This is a genomic window from Exiguobacterium profundum (assembly GCF_001909285.1).
GTDB lineage: Bacteria > Bacillota > Bacilli > Exiguobacteriales > Exiguobacteriaceae > Exiguobacterium > Exiguobacterium profundum.
On sequence record NZ_MRSV01000001.1, the window covers coordinates 1,392,864 to 1,411,233 of the forward strand.

22 protein-coding genes and 1 pseudogene are annotated in these 18,370 nt (G+C 46.6%); 14 read left to right on the forward strand and 9 right to left on the reverse strand.

Going from position 1 to position 18,370, the window contains the following annotated elements:
- Nucleotide 1 precedes the first annotated feature (1 nt).
- Nucleotides 2-649 (forward strand): annotated as a pseudogene (gene trmB / locus BBB58_RS07220) (tRNA (guanosine(46)-N7)-methyltransferase TrmB).
- Nucleotides 650-754: 105 nt separating this feature from the next.
- Complete coding sequence (locus tag BBB58_RS07225) at nt 755-1,264, forward strand: hypothetical protein (RefSeq protein ID WP_230872823.1); 510 nt, start codon at nt 755-757, stop codon at nt 1,262-1,264.
- Between the two features lie 38 nt (nt 1,265-1,302).
- Here the strand turns inward: BBB58_RS07225 and dhaM are convergent, their stop codons facing one another.
- The 4 genes from dhaM to BBB58_RS07245 all read right to left on the reverse strand — a co-directional run bounded on the left by dhaM (nt 1,303) and on the right by BBB58_RS07245 (nt 3,656).
- Nucleotides 1,303-1,653 carry a dihydroxyacetone kinase phosphoryl donor subunit DhaM gene (dhaM, locus tag BBB58_RS07230; protein WP_256443656.1) on the reverse strand — a complete coding sequence of 117 codons (351 nt, stop codon included), beginning with the start codon at nt 1,651-1,653 and terminating at the stop codon, nt 1,303-1,305.
- A gap of 10 nt (nt 1,654-1,663) precedes the next feature.
- The gene (gene dhaL / locus BBB58_RS07235; protein WP_074037900.1) at nt 1,664-2,251 is read right to left on the reverse strand and encodes a dihydroxyacetone kinase subunit DhaL; all 588 of its coding nucleotides are present in this window, start codon (nt 2,249-2,251) and stop codon (nt 1,664-1,666) included.
- Nucleotides 2,252-2,273: 22 nt separating this feature from the next.
- Nucleotides 2,274-3,251, reverse strand: a complete 978-nt coding sequence (gene dhaK, locus BBB58_RS07240) for a dihydroxyacetone kinase subunit DhaK (protein ID WP_074036462.1) — start codon at nt 3,249-3,251, stop codon at nt 2,274-2,276.
- A 102-nt stretch (nt 3,252-3,353) separates the two neighbouring features.
- Nucleotides 3,354-3,656 carry a PepSY domain-containing protein gene (locus tag BBB58_RS07245; protein WP_074036463.1) on the reverse strand — a complete coding sequence of 101 codons (303 nt, stop codon included), beginning with the start codon at nt 3,654-3,656 and terminating at the stop codon, nt 3,354-3,356.
- 138 nt (nt 3,657-3,794) lie between these two features.
- Between BBB58_RS07245 and BBB58_RS07250 the strand changes: the two genes are divergently transcribed.
- Nucleotides 3,795-4,868 (forward strand): M42 family metallopeptidase, encoded by a 1,074-nt coding sequence (locus BBB58_RS07250; protein WP_074036464.1) that lies wholly within the window; start codon nt 3,795-3,797, stop codon nt 4,866-4,868.
- A gap of 150 nt (nt 4,869-5,018) precedes the next feature.
- Entirely contained in the window at nt 5,019-6,035 is a 1,017-nt protein-coding gene (locus BBB58_RS07255) for a PTS sugar transporter subunit IIC (RefSeq protein ID WP_074036466.1), read from the forward strand.
- Nucleotides 6,036-6,069: 34 nt separating this feature from the next.
- Here the strand turns inward: BBB58_RS07255 and BBB58_RS07260 are convergent, their stop codons facing one another.
- Complete coding sequence (locus BBB58_RS07260) at nt 6,070-6,402, reverse strand: hypothetical protein (RefSeq protein ID WP_012726760.1); 333 nt, start codon at nt 6,400-6,402, stop codon at nt 6,070-6,072.
- Nucleotides 6,403-6,517: 115 nt separating this feature from the next.
- Here BBB58_RS07260 and BBB58_RS07265 point away from each other — a divergent pair, with 115 nt between their 5' ends.
- The 6 genes from BBB58_RS07265 (at nt 6,518) to BBB58_RS07290 (ending at nt 11,004) form a co-directional block, all read left to right on the forward strand.
- Nucleotides 6,518-6,829 (forward strand): thioredoxin family protein, encoded by a 312-nt coding sequence (locus BBB58_RS07265; protein ID WP_074036468.1) that lies wholly within the window; start codon nt 6,518-6,520, stop codon nt 6,827-6,829.
- A gap of 6 nt (nt 6,830-6,835) precedes the next feature.
- Nucleotides 6,836-7,630, forward strand: a complete 795-nt coding sequence (locus tag BBB58_RS07270) for a DUF1444 family protein (protein ID WP_074036470.1) — start codon at nt 6,836-6,838, stop codon at nt 7,628-7,630.
- Nucleotides 7,631-7,684: 54 nt separating this feature from the next.
- Nucleotides 7,685-8,299, forward strand: coding sequence for a YtpR family tRNA-binding protein (ytpR, locus tag BBB58_RS07275; protein WP_074037901.1), 615 nt, complete (start codon nt 7,685-7,687; stop codon nt 8,297-8,299).
- 54 nt (nt 8,300-8,353) lie between these two features.
- Nucleotides 8,354-9,061, forward strand: coding sequence for a hypothetical protein (locus BBB58_RS07280; protein ID WP_074036472.1), 708 nt, complete (start codon nt 8,354-8,356; stop codon nt 9,059-9,061).
- A gap of 85 nt (nt 9,062-9,146) precedes the next feature.
- The gene (murC, locus tag BBB58_RS07285) at nt 9,147-10,454 is read left to right on the forward strand and encodes a UDP-N-acetylmuramate--L-alanine ligase (protein WP_074036474.1); all 1,308 of its coding nucleotides are present in this window, start codon (nt 9,147-9,149) and stop codon (nt 10,452-10,454) included.
- A gap of 97 nt (nt 10,455-10,551) precedes the next feature.
- Nucleotides 10,552-11,004, forward strand: coding sequence for a Dps family protein (locus BBB58_RS07290; protein ID WP_012726754.1), 453 nt, complete (start codon nt 10,552-10,554; stop codon nt 11,002-11,004).
- 44 nt (nt 11,005-11,048) lie between these two features.
- On the opposite strand, the gene BBB58_RS07295 is transcribed toward BBB58_RS07290, so the two are convergent.
- Complete coding sequence (locus BBB58_RS07295) at nt 11,049-12,161, reverse strand: aminopeptidase (protein WP_074036476.1); 1,113 nt, start codon at nt 12,159-12,161, stop codon at nt 11,049-11,051.
- A gap of 169 nt (nt 12,162-12,330) precedes the next feature.
- Between BBB58_RS07295 and BBB58_RS07300 the strand changes: the two genes are divergently transcribed.
- From BBB58_RS07300 to ccpA, 4 genes are all read left to right on the forward strand, one after another.
- Nucleotides 12,331-12,843 (forward strand): DUF948 domain-containing protein, encoded by a 513-nt coding sequence (locus BBB58_RS07300; RefSeq protein ID WP_074036477.1) that lies wholly within the window; start codon nt 12,331-12,333, stop codon nt 12,841-12,843.
- 25 nt (nt 12,844-12,868) lie between these two features.
- Complete coding sequence (locus BBB58_RS07305; protein ID WP_074036478.1) at nt 12,869-13,417, forward strand: YtxH domain-containing protein; 549 nt, start codon at nt 12,869-12,871, stop codon at nt 13,415-13,417.
- 134 nt (nt 13,418-13,551) lie between these two features.
- Nucleotides 13,552-14,643 (forward strand): bifunctional 3-deoxy-7-phosphoheptulonate synthase/chorismate mutase, encoded by a 1,092-nt coding sequence (locus tag BBB58_RS07310; RefSeq protein ID WP_074036479.1) that lies wholly within the window; start codon nt 13,552-13,554, stop codon nt 14,641-14,643.
- A gap of 127 nt (nt 14,644-14,770) precedes the next feature.
- On the forward strand, nt 14,771-15,784 hold the full coding sequence (gene ccpA, locus BBB58_RS07315; RefSeq protein WP_074036481.1) for a catabolite control protein A: 1,014 nt from the start codon (nt 14,771-14,773) through the stop codon (nt 15,782-15,784).
- Between the two features lie 49 nt (nt 15,785-15,833).
- On the opposite strand, the gene BBB58_RS07320 is transcribed toward ccpA, so the two are convergent.
- From BBB58_RS07320 to BBB58_RS07330, 3 genes are read right to left on the reverse strand one after another with little or no spacing between them, the layout of a single operon-like run.
- Entirely contained in the window at nt 15,834-17,003 is a 1,170-nt protein-coding gene (locus tag BBB58_RS07320) for an acetoin utilization protein AcuC (protein ID WP_074036482.1), read from the reverse strand.
- The gene (locus BBB58_RS07325) at nt 17,000-17,632 is read right to left on the reverse strand and encodes an acetoin utilization AcuB family protein (RefSeq protein ID WP_074036483.1); all 633 of its coding nucleotides are present in this window, start codon (nt 17,630-17,632) and stop codon (nt 17,000-17,002) included. The genes BBB58_RS07320 and BBB58_RS07325 overlap by 4 nt, the downstream gene beginning before the upstream one ends.
- A gap of 11 nt (nt 17,633-17,643) precedes the next feature.
- Entirely contained in the window at nt 17,644-18,273 is a 630-nt protein-coding gene (locus tag BBB58_RS07330; protein ID WP_074036484.1) for a GNAT family N-acetyltransferase, read from the reverse strand.
- Nucleotides 18,274-18,370: the final 97 nt, after the last annotated feature.

Here is an 18,370-nt window from a genome sequence, read left to right on the forward strand (position 1 = left end):
CATGCGTTTACGACATAAGCCTTGGGCAAAAGAATATATGGAAGCTCAAGAACATGTATTTATTCAACATCCTGAACAGTTGAAAGGTAACTGGAGCACTGAATTCGGGAATGACCACCCGCTCTTTATCGAGGTCGGTTCAGGAAAAGGACAATTTATTTTAGGGATGGCGAAACAACACCCGGATGTGAACTTCATTGCGATCGAGTTGTTTGAGAGCGTAGCCGTTTCCATCGTACAAAAATTAGTCGAAACCCCGATGCCGAACGTGAGAGTATTGACGGTCGATGCGAAACGACTCGTCGACTACTTTGAAGCGGGGGAAGTCGATCGCGTATACTTAAACTTCTCCGATCCGTGGCCAAAGACACGACATGCAAAACGACGTCTAACGTATAAGACGTTTTTGGCGACATATTAGGCGATTCTTCCGAAAGCAGGAGAGATTCATTTCAAGACGGACAACCGTGGATTGTTTGAATATTCGCTTCAGAGTATGAGTCAATACGGGATGTTCTTCACAGAAATTTCACTAGATTTACATGTCAATGAACCAGAAGATAATATTCGAACAGAGTATGAAGAGCGCTTTAGTGCGCTCGGTCAGCCGATTTACCGAATGGAAGCCGTATTCCGTCCGAAAAATTGACACGCTTTTTTCTTATTTTATTAGTATTTTCTTCACACTTTTTTCTTTCTTTTTGGTACAATAGGAATGACGCTAAACTGGAATAAGAGAAGGGGGAACATGGGGATGTTGAAAAAAGCATGGGCAAGCCTGCTTGCAGTAATCTTCATTCTAACAATCGCACCAATGAATACCTCAGCGAACGAAGCGTTCTTAGACGCTCTCGAAGAGGATTTGAAAGCAACGCATTACGACTATAAAGAAGGAACAGCTGAAATCATCAAAGAAGAGACGCTTCGCCATTCAAACGGCAACGAAGTCATCGCGGCTGTCGTAGAGCTCGATACGATTCGTGATGGGATCTTCATCACACGTAAAACCGAGTACCATTACTTTGATGCGACAGACAACAAGATTCTTACATCAGCGGATCTCGTAGAAGTAGAAGGAGCCTCAGAGTTTGCGGACGCGAACATCGACATGCTCGGTCAACAGATCGTCTATTGGTTACCGGTATTGGTCTTGCTTCTATTGATTGCGATTCCAGCACTCATTTTGTTCTTGGTTGTACCACGTTTCTATTCAACAAGTTCATATATGAATGCCGTATATGAAAAGAATGACAACCCAAGATAAGACATGAAAGTACCCCGTTCAAGAGAACGGGGTACTTTTTACTGTTGTTTTAACTGTCCGACGATATCAGTTAGTGACATCCCATTTCCTGAAGAAACGGAGGCGATGAAGGCACTCTCGACAATTGGACCATCGAAAAATTCGACATGTTTGTCACCTTCGTACATATCGATGGCGAGTTCCGCATTCATTGTCGCCGATCCGATATCACTGAGGAGAAGTGCTTCTCCTTCGACCTGATCGAGCGCTGATAAGATGCGATTCACGTCCGTTCCGATAGCGCCATCCTCAAGGCCACCAGCTAGATGAATGGGCACGGACGGTGCCATTTCCTTCATCAAATCTTGGATGCCTTCCGCAATTTTTTCGCTGTGCGAGACGATGATCAATTCAACGATGTCAATCGACCTCCTTCATAATCGCGGCCAAAAGGATTGAGCTAGAAAGGGCACCCGGATCAACGGTTCCGCGAGAGTTTTCTCCGAAATAAGAGGCTCTTCCTTTCGTGGCCACCATATCTTCTGTTTTTTGGACAAGTGCGTCTAATTTCTGTTTATAATCTTCCCCTTGTTGGACTTGTTCGAGGAACGGGTCCCACACGTCGACCATCGTTTTTTGGCTTTTTTTCGATTTCCCTCGTGCTTTGATAGAATTCGAACCTTCCTGAAGTGCCTCCTTGAGTAAGCCAAAGTCCGCTTCGGTCGCATCCCCGAACTTGTTTGCCATCTTCACGAAAGCTGAACCGTATAAAGGTCCGGCCGCACCGCCGACTTTCGACATGAGGGTCATCCCGACCTTTTTACTAAGTGCTCCAAGAGAATCATAATCCTCATCTAAAATTGTAGAGACCGCATCAAAACCACGAGACATGTTGATCCCATGGTCACCGTCGCCGATGGCCCGGTCTAAATCGGTCAACGTATCCTTTTGCTCTTCGATGCCAACTTGTGCGTCGCGTAACGCCTGCTTCATCCGATCAATCGTCAACATAAACCAAACACCTCATTTATTAAATTTTGAATCCGAGTGCTGCTGAAGGAGCGTCCAGATACGTCGTCATCTCATCATCGAGAGGGAGTAACGTGATGGAGAACCCATGCATCTCGAGTGAAGTCATGTAGTTACCGACATACTTTCGTTTGAGGGTATATCCAGCAGCTTCAAGTTTTTCTGCAACGAAATGATACGTCACATACAGCTCAGATAGTGGCGTTCCACCCATTCCATTCACCATGACGGCAACTTCTCCTGGCTCGACTTCTTTTTTCAGGTGACTTAGGAGGTCGTCGACGATTTGGTCGACATCACTCGTCGGTTTCCGTTCAACACCTCGTTCCCCGTGAATCCCGATGCCAATCTCCATCTCTTCCTCGTTCAAGTCGAACCCAGGTTTACCGCTCACCGGCATATAACAAGGTTCGACTGCCATCCCCATGGAGCGAACGTGAGACGCTACTTTCTCGGCGATGGATTTGACTTCTTCGAGTGACTTCCCGCTAGCAGCGGCAGCTCCCGCGATTTTATGGACGAAGACGGTTCCGGCAACCCCTCTGCGATCTTCTTTGTTCGAAATGGCGACGTCATCTGCGACGACGACGTGGTCGACTTTGATGCCGTCTCCTTCGGCCAGTTCTGCGGCGAGCTCAAAGTTCATCACGTCGCCGGAATAGTTTTTCACAATCAAGAGAACGCCGTTTCCACCGTCAGCTGCTTTGATTCCTTCAAGCACCATGTCCGGAGTAGGAGAAGTGAACACTTCCCCACAAACTGCCGCATCGAGCATACCGTCCCCGACATATCCGGCGTGTGCTGGCTCGTGACCACTACCGCCTCCAGAGACGAGACCGACTTTTCCAGACTTCGCTCCGTCAGCCCGACAGATGACATTCACACCGTCGACTCGACCATACACTTCAGGATGGGCATGGACCATCCCTTCAACCATTTGCGATACGAGTTCACTTGCTTCACCGATTAGCTTCTTCACGCGAGATCACTCCTTTTTTAAATTGAAAACTACCAATTTCAATTTTCCACTCTTTCAAGGGAACTAAACAAAAAAACCGACGAATCATTCGTCGGTTTCGTATCATGCATATTCGAGTAATGCGCCAGTCTCAGAGTCGACTGTAAACTCATATGTTTTCTCTTCATCGTTCTCAAGAACCGAGATGCCACCTTTGTAGACGTCGTATTCACGGCCGTCGTATGTGTAGATCTCCGGTGATGCAGAAATCCATGCCCCTTGGACATGACCTTTTGCTGAGAAAGCACGTTTTGTGTACTCTAACGCGTTTTCTGCAGATAAGCTACGTTCATCTAAAGCTTTTTTCGTCATAAGTTCGGCAATGACGGCAACCCCGATTCCAATAAACCAATACCTTTTTTTCATATGATTACCTCCCCTTGAACTATGGCTATCATGTACATCGTACCAAAACCTGTACCCGAATGGAATGAAAAGCATTCGCATCCTGTCAAAACTTTTGTATATAATGAGACAAGAACGGTTAGGAAAGGATGATGAAAGATGGATCAGAAGACGAGAGATTTATTTAAGACGCTAACAGAACTTCCAGGAGCTCCTGGGTTCGAGTCTGAAGTTCGTCAATTTGTACGTGGACGAATTGAACCCCATTCAGATGAGATTGTCACGGATGGCATCGGATCAATTTTTGGGAAACGTGTCGGAGATGAGTCGGGACCGAAAGTCATGGTAGCCGGACATATGGATGAGGTCGCTTTTATGGTGACACGGATTACCGAGAACGGCATGCTTTACATACAACCACTCGGTGGCTGGTGGAGCCAAGTGCTCATGGCACAACGCTTCGACATCATCACGTCGAACGGTAAAATCCCGGGTGTCGTCGCTTCGACACCGCCTCATTTGTTAGGACCAGATGCGATGAGTAAGCCGATGGACATCAAGCAGATGTTTATCGACATCGGAGCAGATTCTAAAGAAGAAGCAGAGTCATGGGGTGTACGTCCAGGGGTCCCTGCTGTCCCATCGAGCGCATTCACCCCACTTCATCACCCGAAAAAGATTATGGCCAAAGCTTGGGACAACCGTTATGGCGTCGGTCTTGCGATTGAATTGTTGGAGGAAACGACAAAAGCCGATCACCCGAACATCTTGTTCTCGGGTGCTACCGTACAAGAAGAAGTCGGACTACGTGGAGCGCAGACGGCATCTGAATTGATTCAGCCAGATGTGGCACTCGTACTCGATGCTTCACCGGCAAATGATGCCTCAGGGAGTAAAACGGAGTTCGGTCAGCTCGGTGAGGGAGCTTTGATTCGAATTCTAGATCGCGTCATGATCATGTCTCCTGAAATGCGTGATTTCTTACTCGATACGGCTTCAGACGAAAACATTAAAACACAATATTTCGTCTCACCAGGCGGTACCGATGCGGGGCGCGTGCACATGAGCGGAGAAGGGGTGCCGACAGCCGTCATTGGCGTCGCATCTCGTTATATCCATACACATGCTTCAATTCTTCATACAGATGACTATGATGCAGCAAAAGCGTTACTCAAAGCGTTAGTCAAGCGACTTGATCGTTCGACACTTGAAACGCTACGTCCATCTCGTTAAGTCAAACATTCCGTTCACTCGAAAGATGAGTGAACGGTTTTTTTGTGGATGTTCTTGCTATTTCATGAAAACGTCTTATACTGATAAAGGTGTTTATACATGTATATTACTTATGACAAGACACTTGTATAAGGGTAAGGAGGATATGTTATGTTCAAGAAAAAAGGAATCTCATTGAGCCCGTCGCTTTATTTTGTGACCGCGCTAAGTTATATGGCACTAGGTTTGTTTAGTACATTAATCATCGGTCTGATCATGAAAACAATCGGAGGTCAGCTCGAAGGGACGACATTCACAGGGATGAGTGCCACATTGATTCAAATCGGGGATGTTGCCATGAGCTTGACCGGACCGGCAATCGGGATTGCCATCGCCTATGCGCTAGAGGCGCCACCGCTCATTTTGTTTTCTGCGATCGTTGTCGGGGCATTTGGATATGAGTTCGGCCCGGCAGGAAGCTACGTTGCGACAATTCTTTCGGTCGAAGTCTCAAAACTCGTCTCTAAATCGACGAAGCTAGATATTCTAGTGACGCCGTTCACTACGATTGCCGTAGGCTATCTCACAGCAACGTATATCGGCAAGTATGTCGGCCTATTCATGACGCAACTCGGTGGTTGGATTGAATGGGGGACGGAGCAACAGCCGTTGTTCATGGGAGTGGTCGTCGCGACATTGATGGGACTTGCGTTAACGGCACCGATTTCAAGTGCTGCCATCGCATTGATGCTCGGTTTGAATGGGATTGCCGCTGGTGCAGCGACTGTCGGTTGTGCGGCTCAGATGATCGGGTTTGCCATCACGAGTTATCGTGATAACGGAGTCGGTGGGGCGATTGCTCAAGGGATTGGCACCTCGATGCTTCAAGTCGGGAACATTGTGAAAAACCCTTGGATTCTCCTTCCGCCGACAATGGCCGGTGCTGTATTGGCACCAATCGCGATTCTGTTGTTTGAACTGGAAAGTGTCGCTGCGGGGGCGGGCATGGGAACAAGTGGGCTTGTCGGTCCAATCGTCATGCTCGAAACAATGGGCTTTACTTGGTACACCTTTCTCGTCGTCATTGGTTTCCTCATAATCGGACCAGCTCTATTGAGCTACGCGGTATACGCAGTCTTGCGAAGAACCGGTCGGATTCAACCGAATGATTTAAAAATTGATTACTAAAGAAGAGCAACGTTTCGAGGAACGTTGCTCTTTTTCATCCAATTCCGAACCACATTTTCACGGACTCAACCGTCTCACGAGGGACGCGGAAACTGATTAAGAATAACATGAGCACAATCACGTAAATGGGGATCAAGAAACGCTTTCGAACGATGGGTAAGTGACGTGCCAATTTCTTGAGATATTTTTCGAGCACATAAATGACGGCGAAACCGACAACGAGCCAAATCAAGATCTCTAGTCTCGTTTTATCGGTGTCAATAAACAAATAGCCGTATCGCAAAATGGCAAGCATTCCAAAAACACCGACCATCTGTTCAAGAGGGTGCTTCATTTCAGGGTTTAACGTTTCGCGTGTTAATTTCATTCAGCTTCACCTGTTTCAACTAGTTTCGGCTTTGATTATAACAAACAGCAGAGCAGAATGTGTGACTTGACTTATGCTATTATAAGTGAGGAAAAAACGAACAGGAGTGATAATCATGAAACGACTATCCACAATGGCAGAATATATGGAAGCAAAAGAAGAAAAAAGTGTCCTTATGTTTTCAGCGACATGGTGTGGGGATTGCCGATTCCTTGACCCATTCATGCCAGAAATCGAAAAGAAATTTGAAGCATGGACGTTCTATTACGTCGATCGTGACGAGTTCATGGAACTTGCGCAAGAACTTGATGTTTTTGGCATCCCAAGCTTTGTTGCGTTTGAAAATGGCAAAGAGGTTGATCGCTACGTCGGTCGTGAACGGAAGACGCCGGAACAGGTTGAAGCTTTCTTGAACGGATTAGGGTGAGTCTTCATGGAACGGAATGAGCTAAGACGTTATCTAGAATCGCATTTTAATGAGGAATACCGTACTTCTTACGACCGTGAGAATGAGGTGCTGCGCGTCGAACGAAAATCTGACCGTTTTGGGGTCAATATTCGCCTTGCGCCGATTGTAGCAAAGGCTAAGACACGCGGTACGGTTGCCGTCGATGAAGTCATCGAGTATATCGAATCAGCGATGAAGGCGGATGATCACATCTCCCTCACGGGAAATGAAGATGCCATCTATCCGGTCATTCGTTCGAACTCTTTCTCGAAGACGAAAAAAAATGGAGAAACACTTGCATTCACCCCGCACACGGCCGAGACCGCTATTTTTTATGCGCTGTTCCGCGGGAACGGGTATCGATTGATTGAAGAACGGCACCTTTCGGATGAGATGACGCTCGACCGCATCGAACGAATCGCCCGTGAGAATGTGAAAAAACTACCGACCGAGATGAAGCAAGACGAAGTGGCTGGGAATCCCTTCTACTTCTTATCAACTCGCGATGGCTACGAGGCGTCTCGTGTGTTAAATGATGAGTTTCTCCGGATGATAGAACGACGGATTGAAGGGGATATGCTCGTCGGTGTCCCACATCAGGATGTGATGATCGTTGCGGACATTCGAAATGACCAAGGGTATGATGCGATGCAGCAATTGATGTTTGATTTCTTCACAAATGGTCGGATTCCTATAACTGCACTCGCCTTTCACTATGAGGCGGGGGAACTTGAACCGATTTTTATTGTCGGAAAAAAGACCCCGCCATCGAACACATAATCTGATAAAATAAGTGAGATGAGTTTGAAAGAAGGGACGTAGGAACGTATGCAAATGAATGTGTTTTACAACCGAGAAGGAATCGGTGATGTACTCATGGTGTTGTTGAAAGAAGGAGAAAGACATCATCAATCTGTCGAGCGGACGGGAGATGTGGCAATCGTCAAGTCAGCAGACGGGGAAGTGAACGGGTACAACCTGTTTCAAGCGAGTCAACATGTTGATGTGACAGGATGGAATGGTCCGGTTGAGTTGACAGTAGGATTAGTGGAACAGTTGCAAAGCATCTTGAATGACAACGGGATTGAAGAGGACTTTTCGTGGGTTGACGTGACACCGAAGTTTGTCGTAGGTTATGTCGAAAGCGCAGTGAAGCACCCGGACGCTCACAAATTGTCGATCTGCCAAGTTCAAATCGACCAAGGGACTGTTCAGATTGTATGTGGCGCACCTAATGTAGCAACCGGACAAAAAGTCGTTGTCGCAAAACCGGGTGCGGTTATGCCGACTGGTTTGATTATCCGTCCATCTGCACTCCGTGGTGAAAGTTCACACGGGATGATTTGTTCTGCCCGTGAATTAAACCTTCCGAACGCCCAAAAAAAAAAAGGAATTTTAGTATTAGATGACGAATATGAAGTAGGTACAGCATTTAAAATCGGTCGCTAAATTCGACCGATTTTTTGTTAAATATGGATTGAGTGAAAAAGCGAGGAATCAAGTATGGATGCATATGAACGTTCACTGAAGCAACAAGCAGAGCGAATCAAACGAGAACTGTCGAAAGAAGGACAAAAAGGTTCCCCTCCGCCAAAGGTAGAGGTAACCGAGGAATTTATTCCGTCAGACGTCCCGTCACCGATTTATGGATATGCTCGTCCGAAACCAAAGATTGTCCTTCCGGTCGAACACTCTCCTGAAACGAGAGATGCGTATGATTCAGCGATGGAATCTACTCATTCTGCGACGGAAGAGCTGAACCGAGAGTCATCTACTGAAACCGTCTCTGAACCTGAATGGAGTGAAGAGTCCAACGAGCTGATTTCCGGGGAAATTGAAATTGAAGACAAATCGATTCTTGGTGAAGTTTCGATTCTTGATAATGGCTTTTCATCTGTTTTTATGCAATCAACAGATTTATCTCGTTCAAAAAAGGAGACAGTCGTGGAGGCTCAACAAGATGCCACTCCTCAAACTGACCTAGATATTGATGGATTGGCGGAACAAATTGGTCCGTCGATCGAGCAGATTGCAGAAACATTACAAACACCATCTGAACAGAAAGGAATGCCTTCTGACACAGATTTGACACCAGCGGTTCAAGTCTCATTTAAAGCGGATCAACCGCCTGTGAATGTGATGATGACGCCAAAAGATCGGATGGCGATGTACCGTAGCCGACGACTTGCACAAAAAAACAATAATCTGTAATAGCACGATTCTGTGAGTTTTGCTATAATGACAAAGGTTTGTCGCATTTTGACGAGCCGCAATGAATTAGGGGGGCTATTTACAGATGAACCGTTATCACTTCGTCGGAATTAAAGGAACGGGCATGAGTCCTTTAGCTCAAATTTTATTTGATATGAACAATGAGGTCCGTGGATCGGACGTTGAAAAAGCATTTTTTACAGAAGAAGCATTGAACCGTAAAGGGATTGAAATTTTGCCATTCGATCCTGAAAATATTTCGGAAGACCAAATCGTTGTACAAGGAAACGCGTTCAGTGATGATCATCCAGAAATCGTGCGTGCACGTGAACTCGGATTGACGATTTATAAGTATTACGAGTTTTTAGGTGAACTCGCGAACCATTACACGAGCGTCGCCATCACTGGGTCGCACGGGAAAACGTCAACGACGGGATTACTTGCACACGTCATGCGTGGAATCGAACCGACATCGTTCTTAATCGGCGATGGAACGGGAGAGGGAGTGGCGGATTCGAAGAACTTTGTCTTCGAAGCTTGTGAGTACAAACGACATTTCTTATACTACCGTCCAGACTACGCGATTATGACGAATATCGACTTTGACCATTCGGACTATTTCTCTGGTCTTGATGATGTCATTGACGCATTCCAAGAAATGGCGAAACAAGTGAAGAAAGGAATCATTGCTTGTGGCGATGATGAAAATCTTCAACACATCCAAGCAAACGTGCCGCTCGTCTATTACGGTTTCGGGACGCACAATGATTTCCGTGCTGAACAGGTCACATCGACAGAAAATGGAACGACATTTGATGTCTTTTTACGTGATGACTTCTACGGGACATTCCGGATTCCTGGATATGGAGACCACAGCGTGTTGAATGCGCTTGCCGTCATTGCGACATGTGACTACGAGAACTTGCCGAAAGAATTGGTAAAAGAACGTCTTGAAACGTTCAACGGTGTAAAACGCCGATTCAGTGAATCGATGTTAAACGATCAAGTGCTTGTCGATGACTATGCGCATCATCCGCGTGAGATTAGTGCAACGGTAGAAGCAGCTCGGAAAAAGTATGGCAATCGAGAAGTCGTTGCAATCTTCCAACCACATACGTATACACGCTTGAAATCATTCATGGACGACTTTGCGACGGCATTGGCCGAAGCAGACACTGTCTATTTATGTGATATTTTCGGTTCAGCACGTGAGCAAGAAGGGACGGTCACCATCGAAGACCTTCAATCACGAATCGAAGGAGCACATATCTTAAAACGTGGTGGTACAAACGTGTTACGCAACCATGCCGATGCCGTGCTCTTATTCATGGGTGCCGGTGATATTCAAACGTATCAGCGCGAATATGAAGAAGTTGTAAAACTTGAAGCGTAAGTGTGAAAGGGAGACGAAAGTCTCTCTTTTTTATGTTTAGTTATCCAAAATCTCGGTAATAGTAGTATCGATGAATATGACAAAGGAGATGTTAGGAATGGCTAGTCAAGTTGCACTCAACACCTTAAACAAAGAAGTAGCGAACTATGGATTGCTGTTTGTAAAACTTCATAATTATCACTGGTATATTAGTGGACCGCATTTCTTCACGTATCATGAAAAACTAGAAGAACTCTATAATTTAGTGGCAGAACTCTACGATGATGTGGCAGAACGACTCCTTATGAATGACGGCGAACCATTTGCGACGATGAAAGAGTATCTCGAACATTCAACGTTAAAAGAAGGCGATCGTCATGCCGAGACAGATCAGATGATCAAAGATATCATCAGTGACTTCAAACAAATCCGTCAAGAGATGCAAGATGCGATGGAGAAATTTGAGGACGGCGATGAGGCGATTGAAGATACATTCGTTTCTCATATCGAGCGACTCGAAAAAGAAATTTGGATGATGTCTGCCGCCCTCGGGAAGAAAACAAAATTATAAATATAAAGAATGGTGCACCTGAAAAAGGCGCACCATTCTTTATATTATTTCAAGTTTTCTGGATTGAGCGGAAGCAACGCATCGATGACGAAACGTCCATCTTTTCGGATGAGCAAATCGTCGAACCAGATTTCGCCGCCACCGTAATCCGGGCGCTGGATGTTGACGAGATCCCAGTGGACAGATGAGTTGTTGCCGTTATAAGCCTCATCATACGCTTGACCAGGTGTGAAATGGAAGCTTCCATCAATTTTCTCATCGAAGAGAATATCCTTCATTGGATGTTGGATGTATGGGTTCACACCGATGGCGAACTCACCGACATAACGCGCACCTTCATCCGTGTTGAACACCTCATTGATCCGTTCTGTATCGTTCGCTGTCGCATCTACAATCTTCCCGTCTTTAAACGTCAACTTCACATTCTCGAACGTGAAGCCTTGATATGGAGATGGCGTATTGTATGTGATGACACCATTGACCGAGTCTTTGACCGGTGCTGTGAACACTTCACCGTCCGGAATGTTCATCTGACCAGAACACTTGATGGCTGGGATGTCTAAAATCGAGAATGAAAGATCGGTACCTGGTCCTTTCAATGTCACGCGATCTGTCTTATTCATTAACTCGACTAGCGCATCCATCGCACGGTCCATTTTTCCGTAATCGTTTGTACAGACATTGAAATAGAAGTCTTCGAACGCTTCTGTCGATTTTCCAGCGAGTTGCGCCATCGATGGGGATGGATAGCGGAGAACGACCCATTTCGTTCCTTTAACACGGTCTTCGGTATGCATTTTCCCAAGTGTGGCACCGACAAGTTTTTGCTGTTCGTTTGGAACGTCTGACAACTCGTTAATGTTATCACCAGCACGTAAGCCGATGTAGGCATCCATTGCTTGCATCTGTTTACGTTCGATGTCGGCCATCAGTTCGAGTTGTTCACGGCTTGCGCCTGTATACAACTTACGTAAGATACGGCTCTCTTTTAAGAGAACGAAAGGATGTCCCCCTGCTTCGTATGCCTTTTCGACGAGTGCTTCAACGAGCGACTCTTCGACGCCGAAGTTCTCAATTAATACCTTTTCCCCCGGTTGTAGCTTGACGGAATAATTGATTAAACCGTCAGCTAATTGTGTAATTCTTGGATCTCTCACACGATCACCCCTAATTTTTTTTATTTATTTCTATTTTAGTGTAATCGAAAACACAAAAACGGGTAAAGGAATAATCAGACCGAATGGCGAAAACGGTTGTAGCAAATCTTTTCAGTCATAATGGTGCTATAATGAAACAAGAAACGATTGAATAGGAGGAATGGATTGAATGGAGATCACATTAGGAGGCATCGCTGGGCTAATTGCGGCGCTCGCGTTTGTCGTACTCGTCATCTTCTTGGCGCGTGTCTTGTCGAATGTAAATCGTACACTCGGAAGCGTCGCCAATACGACCGAAAATTTAGAACGCCAGCTCGATGGAATCACGATGGAAGTGACGGCGCTCTTACATAAGACGAACCGTCTCGTAGACAACGTCGAAGAAAAAACAGAATTGCTCGCACCTGTCGCTCATGCGCTTGATGAGCTAGGGACATCATTGAACGAGGTAACCGAGTCTGTTCGTACCGTCTCGACTTCTGTCCATTCGGCAGCGGACGAAAACAAAGAACAGATTGCGCAAGCAGTCCGATGGGGATCGGTTGCGGTCGAATTGTTCAAGAAGAACAAACCTGAATCTTCTACTACAAAAGAACGTCCACGTCGTCGCACACGACGCGAGAAGAAAGCAGAAACACCTGTATCACCTGATTTGATTCAAACGGATGATACGATCAAATAAGTTAATCTCGGGGAGGAACTCACACATGACAGACCAAAAGCAATCAACAGAACAGAATCAATCAAGTAGCGGATTTTTGACGGGTGTCATTCTCGGAGGGATTGTTGGAGCGGCAGTCGCGTTATTGACGTCTCCAAAAAACGGACGTGAAGTCCGGACGTACCTTGATGAGAAGACGTCAACATCGCGAGAGCGTCTGACTGTCAAATCGAAAGAGATGCGTGAGAAAGCAGAACCGGTCGTCGGGGAATGGATTAAAGTGGCGAGCGATAAGGCGGCACCTGTCCTCAATATCGTAAAAGATAAGGCACGCGAAGCTGCAGAATTGAAGCAACAAATCGATGAAGATGAGCTTTCGATTGAAGAGGCGATGGAAAAAGCAGATCAACTCGTTGCGGAAGCAGAATCGGAAGTGAAGGAACAGATGGACCGCGCGGCTGAAGAAGAAAAGCCATCGAACGCATCGGATTCAGAGTCTGACGATTCGCTCGAAGCACCTGTCAATGAGTTGCTCGACGAGGAATCGAAAGAAGAACTAGAAGATTTAAAGAAAGACATAAAAAAAAATGAGTAATTCGTAAGGACCGAATGGATTCGGTCCTTTTTTTGTTTTTTTTTGTGACGTAGAAGGTTTCCTTATGACAAAGCGCACAAAGTTCGATATAATTAGGAATCTGGAAAGAACGGCTTAGGAATGAGAGGGAAACTATGAGTCCACAAGATCAATTGAATCGATTACGTCGAGAAATGGATGAATTGAACCATGAAATGCTCGACTTGCTTAGTCGGCGCGGTACACTTGCCGTCGAAATTGGAAAAATTAAACGTCTTCAAGGTGTCGAACGTTATGATCCGGTCCGAGAGCGAGAGATGCTTGATTTTATTGCCGCATCAAACCAAGGGCCGTTTGAAACGTCACGTCTTCAACATATCTTTAAAGAAGTCTTTAAAGCGTCTGCTGAATTACAAGGAGAAGATCGAGATAAAACGCTTCTCGTTTCGCGTAAACGTCAACCGGAAGACACGTTGGTCCATATGAAAGATGTGACGATCGGAAACGGCCGTCCACAATTGATTGCAGGACCATGTGCCGTAGAGTCTTTCGAACAAGTGAATGCGGTCGCAGAAAAGCTTGCATTGTCTGGTGTTAAAATCATGCGAGGCGGTGCTTATAAACCGCGTACGTCACCTTACGATTTTCAAGGCTTAGGTTTTGAGGGATTGAAACTGTTAAAGACGGCAGCTGACCGACATGACCTACGAGTCATCACAGAAATCATGACTCCTGGCGCAGTGGAATCGGCGTTACCGTATGTTGACATCATTCAAGTCGGAGCTCGCAACATGCAGAACTTCGATTTGTTAAAAGAAGTTGGGAAGACAGACAAACCGGTCTTGTTGAAGCGCGGATTATCCGCTACAATCGAAGAGTTCATTTATGCGGCAGAGTACATTATGGCGAGCGGGAACAGCCAAGTCATCTTGTGCGAGCGGGGAATTCGAACGTATGAACGTGCGACACGCAATACGTTGGACATTACCGCTGTGCCGATTTTGAAGCAAGAGACGCATCTGCCTGTTATGGTAGACGTCACGCATTCGACCGGTCGTCGTGATTTATTGTTGCCAGCTGCAAAAGCGGCCCTTGCAATCGGAGCTGACGGTGTGATGGTAGAAGTGCACCCGAATCCGGCGATCGCCCTCTCGGACGCGCAACAACAATTGGACTTCGATCAATTCGATCAATTTGTGGAAGGACTCACGGTCCAGTTTCCCCAACTTGATTTGGTGAAAAAGTAAGCTTTCCAAATGGAAACGTTTTATATCGCATGAAGACAGGGTAAATGGATGACAGATACCTGTCTTCCTTTTTTAAGACGTTTTATGAAAACTTTTTGAAAATCAGTTCTTGTAGGAGGAGTAGTTTATGAATAGTAACAACGTAACAATCTATGATGTGGCACGAGAAGCCGGGGTGTCGATGGCGACCGTCTCTCGTGTCGTCAACGGAAACCCGAACGTCAAACCGACAACACGCAAGAAAGTACAGGATGCGATTGACCGTCTTGGTTATCGTCCGAACGCCGTCGCACGTGGACTAGCAAGCAAGAAAACGACAACGGTCGGTGTCATCGTACCGGATATCTCGAACATCTTCTTTGCCGACTTGGCGCGAGGTATCGAAGACGTGGCGACGATGTATAAATACAACATCATCCTTGGTAACTCAGATTCGAGTCGTGACAAGGAAGTCCATTTACTCAATACGCTATTAGGTAAACAAGTGGACGGTATCATCTTCATGGGTGGACGTTTGCATGAAGATCTCGTGGAAGAGTTCAAAAAATCACCAGTTCCAATTGTTCTCGCAGCGACATTGAACCAAGGATATGATCTCCCGGCTGTCAATATCGATTATGAGCAAGCGGCGTATGACGCGACTCAGATGTTGATCAACCACGGACATGACCGTGTTGGATTCATCACTGGACCACTCGAGCAACAAATCAATGGCGAGAAGAAATTTGCCGGTTACCGCCGTGCTCTTGAAGATGCAGGTCTTCCTTTCCATGAGAACGATATGATTCTCGGAAATTATACGTATGCGTCTGGTCTCGAGGCGATGCAAAAAATGTTGCAACGTGACGATTGTCCGAAAGCCATCTTCGCAGGGACGGATGAAATGGCACTTGGGGTCATCCATGCGATTCAAGATGCAGGTTACTCTGTTCCAAACGATTTCGAAGTCGTCGGTCACGATAACACGCGCCTCGCGACGATGATTCGTCCGAAGTTGACGACGGTCGTTCAACCGATGTACGATATCGGAGCCGTCGCGATGCGTCTCTTGACTAAGATTTTGAACGCGGAAGAAATCGAAGAGAAAAACGTCGTGCTTCCTCACCGAATCGAACGCCGTGACTCGCTTCGTCAGGACTAAAAGAAAAGCTGCCCGTTCATCCATTTTTGAGATGAACGGGCAGCTTTATTTATAAATAAATCGATTTTCGATCATTCGAGATGAACGGCCAAAAGGCACGCTTCGTGACTTCCCAATTCTTTTCTTCAATTTGTTGACGCCGCGGGATATGATCAAACGCGTAAAGAGAGTCGTCCCACCGAGTGGGTAACGGTTGACCAGCGACATCGGACCATTGCTCAATCCACTCGGTCGGGATATCTCCGGCATAGGGTGTCTCTCTCGTCAGACCGGCCCACACTTGTGCCCAGGCGCGAGGAACGGCTCGATACCAGTCATAGCCGCCGCCACCAAGTGCGACGAGACGACCATCGGTATACTCGTCTGCCATACGTGAAGCGATTTGGGGAATCTGTTCGAACGTCCGTATCGTTGATGCGAGATGGGTGAGTGGATCAAAGACATGGGCATCCGCACCATTCTGAGTCAGGATGATATCAGGTTTGAACCATTCGCACGCTTCACGTAATACGGTCTCATAGCACGTCAAAAATGAGTCATCTTGGGTGAACGCATCGACTGGTACGTTCCAACTATAGCCGTATCCTTTCCCATTCCCTCGCTCTGTCACCATTCCGGTACCCGGGAAGAGATAGCGACCTGTCTCGTGTATGGATAAAGTCATCACATCATCATCGTCATAGAAGAGCCATTGGACCCCGTCCCCATGATGCGCATCCGTATCTACATAGAGAACGCGCGACCCGTATTGTTTTCTCACATGTGCGATGGCGACGGCCGCATCGTTATAGACGCAAAATCCTGATGCTTTGCGCCGCATTCCATGATGTAGACCGCCCCCAACATGGAAGGCTCGCTCTGCTTTGCCGCTCGCAACTAGATCGAGCGCATGAATCGTCCCACCGACAAGCCGTGCGGCTCCCTCGTGTATCGTCGGAAAGATGGGAGTGTCTTCCGTACCGAGACCAAACTTATTCGCTTTCAGCGTAGAAAGTTCTCCTGCCGCCGCAGCTTGGACGGCTTCGATGTAGTCAAAGTCATGAACGAGCGCTAACGCTTCAACCGAAGCGAGTGGAGGAGACACACATTCCGATTTGGAGAGTTTTCCGGCTGCAATCAGAAGGGATGTCGTCAATTCCAGTCGTAACGGATTGAACGGGTGATCCTCATGAAAGCGATAAGACGTCTCGTCTTCGCCAAATATGTAAATCGGTCTCATCGTGACATCTCCGGACCGAGGACATCATACCCTTCACGTTTCAACCGTTCGATGATTCGGAGCGGGTTCATCGTCTGGACGCGGAAAGAGATGATACGTTTATACGGATCGCTCGTCGGATGAACGAAGACGTTGATGATATTGACGTTTGTTTTGGCGAGGAGTCGGGTCACTTTTTCGAGTGTGCCTTTCGTATTTTCGACGAGAATTTCAATTTGCGAACTCGGTTCGAGTGCGCCTGTCAATTGCACGAAGTAACGTAATAAATCGGTCTCTGTCAATACACCGACGAGTTTCCCTTGTTCGACGATAGGGAGACAGGTTAGCCGGTTTTCGTAAAATAACGCAGCTGCATCTTCAAAGAAATCGAATGGATGCGCTGTCGGTACCTCGGATCGCATGATGCTCGATACAGGGTTTTGAAAGTCTGCGTTTTCACTTTCGGGATGAAAGACGCTCGTCGCACCACTCATCTCGAATTGGCCGACAATCCCGACGACTTGTCGAGCGGGATTTGTCACAATCAAATGTCGGACACGATGTTCACGCATTAATTTTGCGGCATGGGCAATCGTATTGGTCGGTTGAATCGTCACGACATGTCGATTCATCATCTGTTCGATTAACATGAAATCCCTCCTTAGTCGTACATAAATCGTCGGCGAAGACGAAGTGAGTCAAAATGGTCGATCGATTCTTGTCGTACGTTTTTTCCGATACGAGCCATCAAACAGTTGGCAGGATGGGAGGCAATCTCAGGATCGTCTGTCGGGAAGAAAACAAGTCCACCGTGATTCATCATCTTCTCCATGACTTTTCGATAATCCCAAATCGAGAGTCCACTACCTTTCAAATCCCAGTGCCAATAATATTCGGTCGTCAAAATCAAAAAGTCATCCATATGTGGGTCCATCATCGATACTTCGAGTAATTGTTTCCCGATTCGTTGACCACGGAAGCGAGGACTCACCTCGATTGCCCCGAGTTCAAGGATGTATGGGTCTTTTCCTTCACTCCAACGCTCATACGGGTCAGGATAGAGGAAAGTCACGTATCCAATCACGAGATCGTCTTGCCTGGCGACGATGATTCTTCCTTCTTTTAACCCAGCAATATCGACGAGTGCTTCGTGCTGATCTTCCGGTTCACGAAAAGCTGTCAATCCTTCATCAAGACGATACGTCCGTAACACGTCAGGCGCCACCGGACCATCAATCGTGACGTCACCTTGTGAGGTCTGCCACACTTTTGAATGATATTGTTTTTCCATAGGGTCACCACCTTTTCCATCTCTTATTATAGCGCTTTCATCAAGCTGGAATCATCCTGTTTTGATGAAATTGGAAATTCATTGATTTGTCATAATT

Bases quoted from the DNA above. Each gene is read 5' to 3' on its own strand.
- BBB58_RS07225 (WP_230872823.1), top strand. From the start codon at position 755: ATGTTGAAAAAAGCATGGGCAAGCCTGCTTGCAGTAATCTTCATTCTA.
- BBB58_RS07245 (WP_074036463.1), bottom strand. From the start codon at position 3,656: ATGAAAAAAAGGTATTGGTTTATTGGAATCGGGGTTGCCGTCATTGCC.
- BBB58_RS07250 (WP_074036464.1), top strand. From the start codon at position 3,795: ATGGATCAGAAGACGAGAGATTTATTTAAGACGCTAACAGAACTTCCA.
- BBB58_RS07255 (WP_074036466.1), top strand. From the start codon at position 5,019: ATGTTCAAGAAAAAAGGAATCTCATTGAGCCCGTCGCTTTATTTTGTG.
- BBB58_RS07260 (WP_012726760.1), bottom strand. From the start codon at position 6,402: ATGAAATTAACACGCGAAACGTTAAACCCTGAAATGAAGCACCCTCTT.
- BBB58_RS07265 (WP_074036468.1), top strand. From the start codon at position 6,518: ATGAAACGACTATCCACAATGGCAGAATATATGGAAGCAAAAGAAGAA.
- BBB58_RS07270 (WP_074036470.1), top strand. From the start codon at position 6,836: ATGGAACGGAATGAGCTAAGACGTTATCTAGAATCGCATTTTAATGAG.
- ytpR (WP_074037901.1), top strand. From the start codon at position 7,685: ATGAATGTGTTTTACAACCGAGAAGGAATCGGTGATGTACTCATGGTG.
- BBB58_RS07280 (WP_074036472.1), top strand. From the start codon at position 8,354: ATGGATGCATATGAACGTTCACTGAAGCAACAAGCAGAGCGAATCAAA.
- murC (WP_074036474.1), top strand. From the start codon at position 9,147: ATGAACCGTTATCACTTCGTCGGAATTAAAGGAACGGGCATGAGTCCT.
- BBB58_RS07290 (WP_012726754.1), top strand. From the start codon at position 10,552: ATGGCTAGTCAAGTTGCACTCAACACCTTAAACAAAGAAGTAGCGAAC.
- BBB58_RS07300 (WP_074036477.1), top strand. From the start codon at position 12,331: ATGGAGATCACATTAGGAGGCATCGCTGGGCTAATTGCGGCGCTCGCG.
- BBB58_RS07305 (WP_074036478.1), top strand. From the start codon at position 12,869: ATGACAGACCAAAAGCAATCAACAGAACAGAATCAATCAAGTAGCGGA.
- BBB58_RS07310 (WP_074036479.1), top strand. From the start codon at position 13,552: ATGAGTCCACAAGATCAATTGAATCGATTACGTCGAGAAATGGATGAA.
- ccpA (WP_074036481.1), top strand. From the start codon at position 14,771: ATGAATAGTAACAACGTAACAATCTATGATGTGGCACGAGAAGCCGGG.
- BBB58_RS07320 (WP_074036482.1), bottom strand. From the start codon at position 17,003: ATGAGACCGATTTACATATTTGGCGAAGACGAGACGTCTTATCGCTTT.
- BBB58_RS07325 (WP_074036483.1), bottom strand. From the start codon at position 17,632: ATGTTAATCGAACAGATGATGAATCGACATGTCGTGACGATTCAACCG.
- BBB58_RS07330 (WP_074036484.1), bottom strand. From the start codon at position 18,273: ATGGAAAAACAATATCATTCAAAAGTGTGGCAGACCTCACAAGGTGAC.